We start from the raw sequence: 12479 nt of genomic DNA, 5'->3' as shown, positions 1-12479 counted from the left end.
GCAGGGACAGTCGCGGGCAGGGGTGACACCTTTTGTCACACAATTAACCACACATTCATGCGGCCCTTGGATCCAGTCAACCCGGACTTCCTAGGGTCGAAGCTATGGAAAAAATCTCCCGCAGGTCCCTCATCTCAGCCGGCCTCGGGGCCGGACTCGTCGCAGCCCTCCCCAGTGCCGCCGTCGCCGGGGCCCTCCCGGCGGTTTCAACAGCGGACGACGCCGGTCTCCGCACCGATCCGTTTACGCTCGGCATCGCGTCGGGCGAACCATGGCCGGACGGCTTCGTGATCTGGACCCGCCTGGCGGTGAACCCCGTGGCCGAGGACGGCCTGGGCAGCATGCCTTCCCGCCCGGTCGCCGTCGCCTGGGAAGTTGCGGAAGACCCGGCGATGCGCCGGGTAGTAGCCCGCGGCGTCGAACATGCCAGGATCGAAACCGCCCACTCGGTGCACGTGGAGCTCAAGGGCCTCCGTCCGGGCCGGGAGTACTTCTACCGTTTCCGTACCGGGCGGCACGTCAGCGAAGTGGGGCGCACCCTGACCAGTCCGGCGCCCGGCGAAACCCCGGCGGCACTGGCCATGGCCTTTGCCAGCTGCGCCCAGTACGAGCACGGCTACTTCACGGCCTACAAGCGCCTGGCCGAGGACCACCCGGACCTGGTGCTGCACCTGGGCGACTACCTCTACGAGTACAAGAAGGGCAGCTACGTGATCGGCGGCGGCAATCCGCGCGATCATGAGGGCCCCGAAACCAGCACCCTGGCCGGCTACCGCCAGCGTCATGCCCAATACAAGTCCGACGCCGATCTCCAGGCAGCGCACGCAATCGCGCCGTGGCTGGTGGTGTGGGATGACCACGAGGTGGACAACAACTGGGCCGACGAAATCCCCGAGAACAACGACGCCGACCAGCTCAACGACACCACGGAGCGTTTCCGGCAGCGCCGCACGGCAGCGTTCCAGGCGTACTACGAGAACATGCCGCTGCGCCGCTCTTCAGTCCCGGCCGGGTTCGACATGAAGATCTACCGCACCATCCAGTGGGGCCAGCTGGCCAACTTCCACATGATGGACACCCGCCAATACCGCGACGATCAGCTCGCGGGCGACGGTTGGCGGAAGAACGTCACCGAACGCCTGGCCGAAAACCGCACCATCACCGGCGCCGAGCAGGAGAAATGGCTGCTGGATGGCTTCAGGAACTCCACGCAGCGGTGGGACATTCTTGGCCAACAGGTCTTCTTCGCCGAGCGGGACCGGGACAAGGCGCCGGATATCGATGACGTCTCCATGGATGGCTGGGACGGCTACGCCGCCTCCCGCCGTCGCATCACCCAAGGGTGGGTGGACGCCAAGGTGCGCAACGCCGTCGTACTGACCGGCGACGTCCACCGCCACTGGGCCACCGAGCTCAAGGTGGATTACAAGGACCCGGCCGCAGCTGTGGTGGGCTCGGAACTGGTGTGCTCGTCCATCACGTCCACGGGAAATGGCACAGGATCCACCACCGACCCCACCATGGCGTGGAACCCGCACCTGAAGTTCTACAACGACAACCGCGGCTACGTGAACACCCGCATCACCAAGGACGCCATGACCGCCGACTTCCGGGTGCTGGACTACGTCACCACGCCCGGTGCACCCGTCAGCACCAAAAAGTCCTACACGATCACCGACGGCGTTCCCGGCCTCGCCTGAGCGCGTGGTCTCCAACTAAGTGACAGCACTTGCTCCAATGAGCCCTCATTGCGACATGTGCTGTCACCTACTTGGGTCCGGATTCCAGTGACTACGCCGAACAGCGGGAGTAGCCTAGTTCCAGTTGATGTAGTAGATCTCTGTCCGGCTGGGGTTCTGCCGTGGGCCATGTGCGTTCGTCGCTGTCCGACCTTCTGGGGGTACTTTCCGACGCCGTCGCTCCTCGGCATGTGAGGTTCGACGACGGGTCCCCCACCGCCGTCGTTCCCTTGCCTGAGGCGCCGGTCACCGTCCGGGCTGTCACCCTCAACCGGATTGGCAGGTCGCGCGGAGACGGGCCCGCACTTGACCTCGAACTGCGGGTTGCCGTGGAATGTCACGGCCCCGAGCAGTTGGACACCATGGAGCAATTGCTGTTGGCAGTGGAACTCCACAGCCAGTACTCCGTGGTTTCTAACGGTGAATTCCGGCCCGAGGAGTATTCGGGCGCCATTCAGCAAGGGCTGGGTTTCCTGGTCCGCATCCCGGTGTCCCTGCCTTTCGACGAACCCTCCGATCCTCCCGCCGGGACTGCCCCCGGCACGTCAGGTGCCGCCCATCGGATCCGGGGACGGGTGGTTGACGGGCACAATAAAGGAGTCGCTGACGCATTTATCTATGCCCATTCATCGGCTACGGCTGCCGTCAGTGATGCCACCGGGCATTTTGAGGTCCTGGCATCAGCGGATGAACTCCAGCACTTCGCTGTTGCGGTGAACGGTACTGAGCGGGAAGTTTCGGCCAACATCAAGACACTTCCTGTGGTGATTCGCTGGCTCTGATTCCGGAATCATTTGCTCCGGCGGGCGGATGCCATGAAATGATCAACCATGCGTCCGATGCAGCACTCCAGCAAACTCCAGAACGTCCGCTATGAACTCCGCGGGCCGATCCTCCAAGCGGCCAAGGCCATGGAGGCCGAGGGGCACCGTATTCTCAAGATGAACCTGGGAGATACAGCACCGTTCGGGTTGGAGGCACCGGAGTCTGTGGTGGTGGACATGATCCACCATCTTCGCGGAGCCCAGGGGTACAGCGATTCCAAGGGCATCTTCTCAGCCCGCACCGCCATCTCGCAGTACTACCAAACGCGCGGACTGATGACCATCGGCGTCGAGGATGTCTTCATTGGCAACGGCGTCAGCGAGCTCATTTCCATGACCCTGCAGGCGTTCATGGAGAACGGTGACGAGATCCTGATCCCGGCACCGGACTACCCTCTGTGGACCGCAGCCGTGACGCTCACCGGTGGCAACCCTGTTCATTACCTGTGCGATGAAGAGGAGAACTGGTGGCCGGACATGTCCGACGTCGAAGCCAAGATCACCCCGCGCACCAAGGGCATCGTGATCATCAACCCGAACAACCCCACCGGAGCCGTCTACCCCCGGCACATCCTGGAGCAGTTCGCCGCGTTGGCCCGCAAGCATGATCTTGTCCTGTTTTCCGACGAGATCTACGAGAAAATCCGCTACGTAGACGCCCCGCACATCCACACCGCCTCCGTGGCCGAGGACGTGTGCGTCCTGACGTTCAGCGGATTGTCCAAGGCGTACCGCATGCCTGGCTACCGCGCCGGATGGGTTGCAGTGACCGGCCCCCGCACCGTCACCGCCGCTTACCGGGAGTCGTTGGAGCTGCTGGCCTCGCTGCGGTTGTGTGCCAACGTTCCAGCCCAGCACGCCATCCAAACATGCCTGGGTGGATACCAAAGCATCGAAGCGCTCATTCGTCCCGGCGGGCGTCTCCGCGACCAGCGGGACCTTGCGTGGAAACTCCTGACCGCGATTCCGGGCGTCAGCTGCGTCCCCGCCGCGGGTGCCATGTACCTGTTCCCCAAGCTGGACCCGGAGATCTACCCCATTGAGAGTGACGAGAAGTTCGTCCTCCAACTCCTGCAGGAGCAGAAGATCCTCATCTCCCACGGAACTGCGTTCAACTGGCCCACGCCGGACCATTTCCGCTTCGTCATCCTGCCCGCAGTAGAGGACATCGAAGAAGCGGTGCGCCGCATCTCCACCTACCTGGCCGCGTACCGGAACCGCCCCGTGGACGCACCCAAGTAAGTCGCAGTTAAGCGCGTTCTGAGCGGTCTAAACACGCTCTGCTGCCACTTACTTGGGCGCTGGGGAAGTGACCTACTGGGCAGGGTCCACCATGGTCATGCCGGCGGGGTTCGCCTTGTCGAAGCCGGGCAATAGTGCCGCTGCTTCTTCCAGGCCAATGGTGCGTTCAATGAGCAACTGCGGCTGCAACGCTCCCTGTTCGATGAGGGCCATCATGCCCGGATAGTCCACAGCGGCCATGCCGTGACTGCCCAGGACGTCCAGTTCCCAACCGATCACCCGTGCCATGGGCACTTGCGGGTTGCCGTCGATGGACGGGAGCAGCCCGATCTGGACGTGCCGGCCGCGCCTGCGCAGGCTCAGTATCGCGTCTGCACAAGTCTGTTCACTTCCGACGGCGTCCACCGCCACGTGGCTGCCTCCGCCGGAGAGGACGTTGACCGCCGCGGGGATGTCCGTGCCGTCAGCCAGCACGGTGTGGTCGGAGCCCAACCGTGCAGCCACAGCCAAAGCTTCCGGGTTCCTGTCCACGGCAATGACCCTTGCTCCCATGGCCTTGGCGATCATCACAGCGCTCAGTCCCACACCTCCCGCGCCAACTACAGTCACCCATTCGCCGGCTTTAACCTGTGCTCGGGCTGCGAGCGCACGGTATGCCGTGGCGAAGCGGCAGCCGAGGCTTGCCGCCGTCGAATATTCAATGCTGTCAGGGATGGCAACCAGGTTGCTGTCGGCCGCGTGCAGGGCCACGTACTCGGCGAAGGAACCCCAGTGGGTGAAGCCGGGTTGCTGCTGGTCAGGGCAGACCTGGGCGTCTCCGGCCAGGCACCACTCGCAGTTGCCGCACCCGCAGACGAAGGGGACGGTGACGCGGTCGCCCACCTTCCAGTGCCGGACGCCCTCCCCTATAGCGTCGATCACCCCCGCGAGCTCATGGCCCGGCACGTGCGGCATGGCGATGTCATCGTGGCCGGCCCAGGCGTGCCAGTCGCTGCGACACATACCGGTTGCCAGCACTCTGACCACCACGCCCCCAACAGGGGCCTGCGGTTTGGCGACCTCCCTGACTTCGGGCTGGGTCCGGACCTCATCAAAAACTATTGCTCGCACGCCCCTGACTCTAACAATCGGCTGCCCCTGTCACACTTTGGCCGGCGAATCCGACATCCCTGATGTAAGGCACCATCTCTGAAGGGACGTCAGCATGACCCGCATCAACATCGGCCGCAGCAACAAGCTCGGCTACGCCGCCGTCATTGGACTCGAAGGCTATGCCCGCAAATCGGTGGATCCCGATCTGTATGAACTGATCAAACTCCGCGCCTCCATCCTCAACGGCTGTGGCTTCTGCGTGGACATGCATGCCACGGACGGCCGGAAGCGCGGCATCCCGGAAAGGAAGCTGCACGCGGTGGCGGCCTGGCAGCATTCGAAGGTGTTCTTCGACGCCCGCGAGCAAGCAGTCCTCGCCCTAACCGATGCGGTAACCCAATTGGGCCCGGAGACAGTCACGGACGAGATTTGGAACGCGGCCGCTACCCATTTCGACGACGGCCAGATGGGTGGCCTGATTCTCGCCATTTCCACCATCAATGTGTGGAACAGGATCGCCATCAGCACCCGGATGGAGCCACCGGTGGATGAGAAGAATCCGATCGTCTGAAAGGTAGCGTTGGCAGCATGGCTCTTGCGGTGTCAGCCACGTCGGCGTGGCAAAGCGAACGGAACCGCCTCCTGGGGATCGCCTACAGAATGCTGGGCGACTTCGGGCATGCGGAGGACGTGGTCTCGGAAGTAGCGATCGACGCTGTGCAGCGGGAGCGTAAAGCCGACGCGGACCGTGTGGATTCCTGGCCGGCCTGGCTGACAACCGTCTGCGTGCGCCGCTCTGTTGATCGGGTACGCCAACTGGCAACCGTGCGTGAGGAGTACACCGGCCCTTGGCTGCCTGAACCGGTGGATGCGTCCCGGCTTCCGGAAGAAACCGTGGCTAACCGGGAGCTTCTCTCCCTGGCCTTGCTGCACTTGGCGGAGCAACTGGCACCGGAGGCCCGGGCGGCGCTCGTGTTGCACCGCGCCTTCGCAATGTCCGCCCCGGAAATTGCGGACATCCTTGAGAAAACCCCCGCAGCCGTGCGCCAAATGATTTCGCGGGCCGAGCGCCGCCTGGAGATCGATCCTGAGGCGCCGGCTCCCCGGACCAAGGATCGCGCGGCCTTGGAGAAGCTGGTTCTGGCCATCGAACTGGGTGACATCAACACAGTGGTCGCCATGCTGGACCGGGACGCTGTCCTGTGGGCCGACGGCGGGGGCAGGGTCAAGAGTGCCATGAACCCGGTCTTCGGAGCGGGCAACATCGGACGCTTCTTTACCGGCATCTTCGGCAAAGCTGCGGAGTTCAACCCTGTGCAGCCGATCCGCGCAAGCCTCATAGGGGTCAATGGCGGAGAAGCTTTGGTGATCCGGCACAACGGCCGCGCCGACATTCTTGAGGTCGAGGCCGGCCCTGACGGGTTGATCCGAGGGCTCCGCCAGGTGTCCAACCCGGACAAGCTAACGTGGGTCTCGCTCTGAGCCGACTCCAAGTAGCCGGAAAGCTGCGTGTTCGTGGGAAACTTCCCTACGAATTGGCAGGTTTCCCGCGGTCTCGCGTGGCTTGGCCCGCCTGAGGCGGGCCACCAGCGTAGCGGCGAGTAACGCCGTCGTGATTTCCAGTCCGATGACCAGCAAAAGCGAGGCGGCGCCGGAAACGCCAACAGCGTTCGACGCCGGTCCCCCGCCGTGCGCGTGTCCGGAACCTCCCGCACCGCCCGCGCTGAGGAGCAGGACGGCGTGAAGTCCCACCATCGCCAGGGCCGAGATGGTCACTTGATGGAGCGCGCCCACGCGGCTGTGGCGCCAAATGTGAACCGTGCACGGGATGCAGACTGCCGCCAGGCCGATCATGAGGATGCCCAGCCAGGCTTGGTGGTGTCCGGAGGCTGCGAGCCACAGATGCACCAGGCAGGAAACAGCCGTGAGGGCCGCGCAGATCCGGGGGTGCAGGACAGGTCCGGAGCCCCGGACCCGTCCTGCCATTGTTCTCATAGTGAGTATCCCGCGGGCTTTAGTGGCAGTGCCCGGCGGGCTCGCCATGTTCGCCGTGCTCTTCGGTTGCGGCCGCGCTGTGGCAGCTCGAACCGGAGGCGTTGGCCGGCACGTCCAGGACCGGGCTCCGATCGAAGAAGCCTTCGGGACGGAGCTTGAAGCCCACCGTGTCCACGGGCATGATGGGCCAATCCTCCACGCGCGGGAAGTGCGTGAGGCCGAAGGTGTGCCAGAGGACAATGTCCTGGCCATCAAGGTCGCGGTCCTGGGCAACGTAGGCGGGTAGGCCGGCGCCACCGGAGTGCTGGTTCACGAAGTCGCCCGTGGGGTAGCGCTCCTCCTCCGAGTACCGGGTCACCCAGAGATCCTTGGTGGCGAAAGCCGCGCGCCTGGCGATGGACGAGCCGGGGTCGGCCAGCAACGTGGGCTGGTTCTCGGCGTGAAGCTTGTAGCCGACCGGCTCACCCAGACGGTTCTTCGAATCAGGGTTGGAGATGATCCATGTCCGGCCGGCGCGGGCGTCGGCCTCACGGACTGCCTCTGATTCCTTTGCCAGGACTGTGCGCTTGCGGGAGAACGCGTTGCCACGCTCGTTGCCCGGGCCCATGGCCTGGCGGACCACGTCTTCTTCCTCCACGCGGTTGGTAAAGCCGTCAATGGCCATGTCCAGCCGGGCGCTGAAGAGGTGCTGGTGGAAGGGGGCGCCGAGGCCCGGGGCGAGCTGGGAGATGTTCTCCGATCCGCCCTCCGGGAAGGCACTGGTGAAGACAACTCCGGTGGCCTTGGCTTCGAATTCAATGGTGCCGTCCAGGTAGAGGTACCAGTAGAAGCCGTAATCGTAATTGCCGATGGTTGTGAAGAAGGAGATCACCAGGCGGCGGTTGCGGCGGGTGTAGTTGATGCCGGTCCAGAGGTCGGAGTGCTTGGAGAGGATGCCCCAGTCTTCTTCATGCATGCAGATGCCGTTGCGGATCTCGCGGGGGTTGCCGAAGGCGTCGCTGATGACGGGGCTGAGGTAGGTGATGTCGCCCAGGCAATCGCAGCCCAGTTCGAGCGAGTTGGCGTACTGGCCTACCAGGTATTCACCGGTGTCGAAGTAGTTCTGCCAGGACCGGATGGGCGATGGATCGCCGTAGGGCACCACCATCTCGGCAATCGAGGCACGGTTGATGATGGGGCGTTTCTTCTCGCCGTCCTTGAAGGCGAGGTTGTGGAGGACAACTCCTTCGCGGACATCGAAGCCGACGTCCAGGCTCCACTTTTCCCACTCAACGTGGTTCCCGCCGGTAACCGTGAAGCTTGGGCCTTCCGGCTGGGTGATGCTGATGGGCTTCTGGGTTTCGCGGAGGGGGCCGGTGAGCTCGGGGTCCGTGTAGTTTCCGTGCTCTGCAGGGATGGGCATGACGCCAAGGTCAATGACCTGGGTGACTTCCTTGTTGACCACGTCCACGTAAGCTACCAAGCCATCCACGGGGTGGGCCCATGCGCTGTCTTCCGGGAAATTCTGGACGAAGGCGAGGCCGCGGAGGATGCGGCGACCTTTCTCGTCGTCGTACTCGAAGACTCCGGCGGACAGGGGCGCGACGCGAACTTTGGCCACCTCCAGATCCCGGGACGCGAGCGCGGCGAGCCACCGTTCGTCAGTGGCAAGGAGTGTCTCGACTACCTCGAATTCCTCTTCCAGGACGGGGAGTTCGCCGGAGACTTTGGTATCCAGCTCGATGGCAGTGAGGATCTCGCCGCTGGTTACGGAGACGAGGACATCGCGCGGAGCTCCGCCGGAGATGTCGTGGATGAAGATGCGGAAGCGGCGGTCCTGCCCGGACTGGCCACGGGAGGGATCCACCAGCCCGAGGTACGCGATGCGCTTCCCGGCTCCCAGGTGGCCGGCGGCCTGCAGGATCCCCTGCACCTGGGAGATCTCGGCGCCTGTTGCCAGTGAGTACTGTGCTTCCGCGGTTGCTGTGTCAGTTGCTGTGGGCGTCATGGCTGCCTCTTGTCCGGGACCTATGATGGGTCAGGATTTATTTTCTATAGGTGTAGAGAATAACCAAAACGTAAGATGGGTCACAAGACCTGTCCGCCATTATTTTTACGGGAGCCCTGCCAGTGCCAAAGATTGTGGACCACGATCAACGACGCCTCGAACTGGTGGACGCAACCTGGCGGATCATCGCGCGGCTGGGCATGGAGGGGGCCACCATGCGGGAAATCGCAGAGGAAGCAGGCTTCGCCAACGGCGCCCTCAAGCCCTACTTCCCCACCAAAGACCTGCTCTTGACCTCGGCATTCGCGCACGTGTTCAACCGGACGAATCAGCGCATCGCCACCATGACGGAAGGGCTCTCAGGTGTCGCAGCTCTCCGCGGGTTCTGCGCCGAAGTCCTGCCACTGGATGAGGAACGCGTCAACGAAGCCCGGATCGTTATTCCGTTCTGGCAGAAGGCGCTCAACGACCCGGACATGGCCGCACTTCACAGCGAGTCCATGAGCCAATGGCACACCACCATCACCGATCACTGCGCAGCAGCCCGCACGGCAGGGGAGATCAACGCCCCCATCGCGGACGCCGCCGTCGCCGACCACCTGCTGAACATGATGCTCGGCGCGCAGATCGTGGTGGCGTTGTCCCCCGCCGAGCATTTCTCGCAGGACCTGGCAGGGCAGTTGGATAGCTACCTGGCGCTGCTGGCAGGTTAGCTGGTGGCTCCCGACGCCACCACTCCGACGCCCAGTCCGGCGATCACACCGCTGCTGACGCGCTCGACGGCGGTGCTCACCTTGGGACGCTTGAGCCACCTCATCGCCTTGAACGCGACGACGGCGATCATCGACAGATAGGCGAAGGCAATGACGGCCACCACCACGCCCAGAATGAGCGAGGTACCCATGGTGTCGCCACCGTGGGGAATGAATTGCGGAACAACGGCCAGGTAGAACAGACCAACTTTGGGGTTGAGCAGCGTCGACAAAGCTCCGGCTCCGAGAGCGGACAGCCGGCTGTACGGGAGCGGGGTGTTCTCCGCGCCGTCTCCGGCCGCGGTGGCTTTGGCTGCTTTTGCGGCCTTCCGGGACTTAATGAATGACGAGACACCCAAGTACAGCAAATAGAGGCCGCCCGCGATCTTGACCCAGCGGAACAATTCCGCCGACTGCTCCAGAATCGCCGCCAATCCGACGCCCACCAGCGCAGCCCACACAATGGCGCCTGCCGCGGACCCGGCCGCAGCGGCAATGCCCGCACTGGGACGGTTCAAGGCAATGCGCAGCACCAGGAACGTGTCCGGGCCCGGCGTCACGGACAGGACGAGGCAGAGGCCGGCGAAGGCCGCGAGGGATGCAAGGGTCACAAGCTCGATTATCAGGCACAGTGCCACGAACGGAAAGCGTTCGCTTCCGGTCAAGGGACGTTCGTGCATAGACAAGGCCCCCGCGCGTGACCCCGGCCACACTGGAAACATCGCCGCGCGCCTCAACGGCCGCCAAGACTTACTACCCGAGCGGAGTACCAATGGAGACTTACGACGCCCTGCTGGCCTCGATCACCCCAGCCCCAGGACAGAACAGCCGCACGATCCTTGACCCGGCAACGGGCGAGGCTGTCGGCGAAGCACCTGTTCACACAGTCGATGACCTCGAAGCAGCCATTTCGGCCGCCGCTGCCGCCCAACCCGCCTGGGCTTCCTTGGGCCACGACGCCCGGTCCGCTGCCCTCATGAAGGCCGCCGACGCCGTCGAACGTTCCGCTGAAGAACTTGCCCAACTCCTGTCCCGCGAACAGGGCAAGCCGCTAAATGGCCCCAACGCGCGCTTCGAAGTTGGCGCATGTGCTGCCTGGCTTCGCGCCACTGCGGCCACGCCGCTTGATCCTGAAACCGTGGTGGACGACGGCGAAACCCACGCCCAACTGCACTACCGGCCCATCGGCGTCGTGGGTGCCATTGGCCCGTGGAACTGGCCCATGATGATCACCGTGTGGCAGATCGCGCCGGCCCTTCGTATGGGCAATGCAGTGGTGGTCAAGCCCTCCGAATACACACCGCTCTCCGTGCTGGCCTTGGCCTCGATCATCAACCAGGAACTGCCGGAAGGCCTTCTCTCGGTCGTCTCCGGTGGTCGCGACGTCGGAGCCCGCCTTGCGGAGCATCCGGTGATCGGCAAGGTCATGTTCACCGGCTCCACCGCCACAGGCAAAGCCATCATCAGGTCCTCGGCCGACACCGTCAAAAGGCTCACGCTGGAACTCGGTGGCAACGACGCCGGGATCGTCCTGCCCGATTCCGATCCCAAGGCCATTGCCGAGGGCCTGTTCTGGGGCGCGTTCATCAACACCGGCCAGACCTGCGCTGCGCTGAAGCGCCTCTACGTGCACGAATCCCAGTACGAGGCCGTCTGTTCAGAACTTGTTGCCGTGGCCGCCGCGATGCCCATGGGCAACGGTTTGGACGAGAACAACGTCCTCGGTCCCCTGCAGAACCGCCAGCAGTACGACATCGTTGCCCGCTTGGTTGAAGCCGCCCGCGAGTCGGGCGCCCGGGTCCTTTTGGGCGGAAACCCCGACGCCGATGCTCCCGGCAACTTCTACCCCACCACTTTGGTGGCCGACATCGACAACGACAACCCGTTGGTTGCCGAGGAACAGTTCGGCCCTGCCTTGCCGATCATCAAGTACAGCACCGTTGACGAGGCAGTCGCCAAGGCAAACGCGCTCGACGTCGGACTCGGCGCCTCAGTCTGGTCCTCCGACCTGAACGCCGCACGCGAAGTGGCGTCGCGGATCCAGGCCGGCACCGTGTGGATCAACAAGCATGGCGCCGTGGACCCGCGGGTCCCGTTCGGTGGTGCGAAGCAGTCCGGCTATGGCCTGGAGTTCGGGGCCGAGGGCCTCAAGGCGCTTGGTGTCCCGCAGGTTATCAACGGCTAAGCCCAACCAGGTGACAGATAACGTCGCAATGAGCCCTCATAGCGACGTTATCTGTCACCTACTTTTGCTTTCCAGTGCTCCATTTTGGCCAGGCTGCGATCGCAACGATGATCGCGCCGCATGCACCTACGACGACGACGCCGAGCTCATGGTCGAATCTGGCGAAAATGGCGGCCCCCAGAGCCAACACCCCCGTTCCGGCAAGGAAGGGGCGGCGGGCACTGGCCGCCCAAGCGATGAGGGCAATTCCGAAGAACGGGCTGTATTGAAAGCCCAATGCGACGTCGGCAAAGAAGAACGCTACGGCTGCGAAACAGAGCAGCCCCGAGGCACTCGTCCGGTGAGCAAATCTTAGGCAGTAGAGATAGATGATGAGCGCTGAAATCAGGCTCAACGCGTGTGATGCGACCTGCCAGGGCACTGTTGCCAGGACGTTCCCGCCCATCAGTCCTGAAATCAGGAATGCCCACAGAAATGTGAATACGCCGATGATCGTGCCCGCAAACCTTGCAACCCGCTGCTCGTTGATCTGCTGCGCCTTGTCCCCTTGTTGTGCCTTGTCCCCTTGGAACGTTGTTGCGCCCGACATCAGCGGCCCCCAATCCTTGCTGCGAACCTAGGGCCGGTGGCACGCGCTTGTCCAGTCACAGGGTGGACGCGGTT

11 protein-coding genes and 1 pseudogene are annotated in these 12479 nt (G+C 63.8%); 7 read left to right on the top strand and 5 right to left on the bottom strand.

What is annotated here, in order from left to right; all coding sequences use genetic code 11:
* Positions 1-104 precede the first annotated feature (104 nt).
* The 3 genes from M1D51_RS02805 (at position 105) to M1D51_RS02795 (ending at position 3805) form a co-directional block, all read left to right on the top strand.
* Entirely contained in the window at positions 105-1700 is a 1596-nt protein-coding gene (locus M1D51_RS02805; RefSeq protein ID WP_458108446.1) for an alkaline phosphatase D family protein, read from the top strand.
* Between the two features lie 161 nt (positions 1701-1861).
* Positions 1862-2521, top strand: a complete 660-nt coding sequence (locus M1D51_RS02800) for a hypothetical protein (RefSeq protein WP_458108445.1) — start codon at positions 1862-1864, stop codon at positions 2519-2521.
* A gap of 48 nt (positions 2522-2569) precedes the next feature.
* On the top strand, positions 2570-3805 hold the full coding sequence (locus tag M1D51_RS02795; protein ID WP_458108444.1) for a pyridoxal phosphate-dependent aminotransferase: 1236 nt from the start codon (positions 2570-2572) through the stop codon (positions 3803-3805).
* Between the two features lie 72 nt (positions 3806-3877).
* Here the strand turns inward: M1D51_RS02795 and M1D51_RS02790 are convergent, their stop codons facing one another.
* Positions 3878-4915 carry a zinc-dependent alcohol dehydrogenase family protein gene (locus tag M1D51_RS02790; RefSeq protein WP_458108443.1) on the bottom strand — a complete coding sequence of 346 codons (1038 nt, stop codon included), beginning with the start codon at positions 4913-4915 and terminating at the stop codon, positions 3878-3880.
* Positions 4916-5009: 94 nt separating this feature from the next.
* Here M1D51_RS02790 and M1D51_RS02785 point away from each other — a divergent pair, with 94 nt between their 5' ends.
* A complete protein-coding gene (locus M1D51_RS02785; RefSeq protein ID WP_172326038.1) occupies positions 5010-5468 on the top strand; it encodes a carboxymuconolactone decarboxylase family protein in 459 nt (152 codons plus the stop codon).
* A gap of 17 nt (positions 5469-5485) precedes the next feature.
* Positions 5486-6379: a sigma-70 family RNA polymerase sigma factor gene (locus tag M1D51_RS02780; RefSeq protein ID WP_458108442.1), complete on the top strand. Its 894-nt coding sequence runs from the start codon at positions 5486-5488 to the stop codon at positions 6377-6379.
* 87 nt (positions 6380-6466) lie between these two features.
* Here M1D51_RS02780 and M1D51_RS02775 read toward each other — a convergent pair.
* Positions 6467-6892: pseudogene (locus M1D51_RS02775) on the bottom strand (hypothetical protein); the annotation flags it as partial.
* Between the two features lie 19 nt (positions 6893-6911).
* A complete protein-coding gene (locus M1D51_RS02770; protein ID WP_458108441.1) occupies positions 6912-8879 on the bottom strand; it encodes a primary-amine oxidase in 1968 nt (655 codons plus the stop codon).
* A 122-nt stretch (positions 8880-9001) separates the two neighbouring features.
* Between M1D51_RS02770 and M1D51_RS02765 the strand changes: the two genes are divergently transcribed.
* A complete protein-coding gene (locus M1D51_RS02765) occupies positions 9002-9592 on the top strand; it encodes a TetR/AcrR family transcriptional regulator (protein ID WP_458108440.1) in 591 nt (196 codons plus the stop codon).
* On the opposite strand, the gene M1D51_RS02760 is transcribed toward M1D51_RS02765, so the two are convergent.
* The gene (locus M1D51_RS02760; RefSeq protein ID WP_458108439.1) at positions 9589-10242 is read right to left on the bottom strand and encodes a LysE family translocator; all 654 of its coding nucleotides are present in this window, start codon (positions 10240-10242) and stop codon (positions 9589-9591) included. The genes M1D51_RS02765 and M1D51_RS02760 overlap by 4 nt on opposite strands.
* A 161-nt stretch (positions 10243-10403) precedes the next feature.
* On the opposite strand from M1D51_RS02760, the gene M1D51_RS02755 reads away from it, so the two are divergent.
* The gene (locus M1D51_RS02755) at positions 10404-11816 is read left to right on the top strand and encodes an aldehyde dehydrogenase family protein (RefSeq protein ID WP_458109536.1); all 1413 of its coding nucleotides are present in this window, start codon (positions 10404-10406) and stop codon (positions 11814-11816) included.
* A 58-nt stretch (positions 11817-11874) separates the two neighbouring features.
* On the opposite strand, the gene M1D51_RS02750 is transcribed toward M1D51_RS02755, so the two are convergent.
* On the bottom strand, positions 11875-12405 hold the full coding sequence (locus M1D51_RS02750) for a hypothetical protein (protein WP_458108438.1): 531 nt from the start codon (positions 12403-12405) through the stop codon (positions 11875-11877).
* Between the last annotated feature and the right edge of the window lie 74 nt (positions 12406-12479).

Source organism: Arthrobacter sp. R3-55 (assembly GCF_054161505.1).
This window is presented reverse-complemented; position numbering and strand designations above follow the sequence as displayed.

Excerpts from the sequence above, each read along its gene's own strand:
- M1D51_RS02805 (WP_458108446.1), top strand. The coding sequence starts at position 105 with ATGGAAAAAATCTCCCGCAGGTCCCTCATCTCAGCCGGCCTCGGGGCC.
- M1D51_RS02795 (WP_458108444.1), top strand. The coding sequence starts at position 2,570 with ATGCGTCCGATGCAGCACTCCAGCAAACTCCAGAACGTCCGCTATGAA.
- M1D51_RS02785 (WP_172326038.1), top strand. The coding sequence starts at position 5,010 with ATGACCCGCATCAACATCGGCCGCAGCAACAAGCTCGGCTACGCCGCC.
- M1D51_RS02780 (WP_458108442.1), top strand. The coding sequence starts at position 5,486 with ATGGCTCTTGCGGTGTCAGCCACGTCGGCGTGGCAAAGCGAACGGAAC.
- M1D51_RS02770 (WP_458108441.1), bottom strand. The coding sequence starts at position 8,879 with ATGACGCCCACAGCAACTGACACAGCAACCGCGGAAGCACAGTACTCA.
- M1D51_RS02755 (WP_458109536.1), top strand. The coding sequence starts at position 10,404 with ATGGAGACTTACGACGCCCTGCTGGCCTCGATCACCCCAGCCCCAGGA.
- M1D51_RS02750 (WP_458108438.1), bottom strand. The coding sequence starts at position 12,405 with ATGTCGGGCGCAACAACGTTCCAAGGGGACAAGGCACAACAAGGGGAC.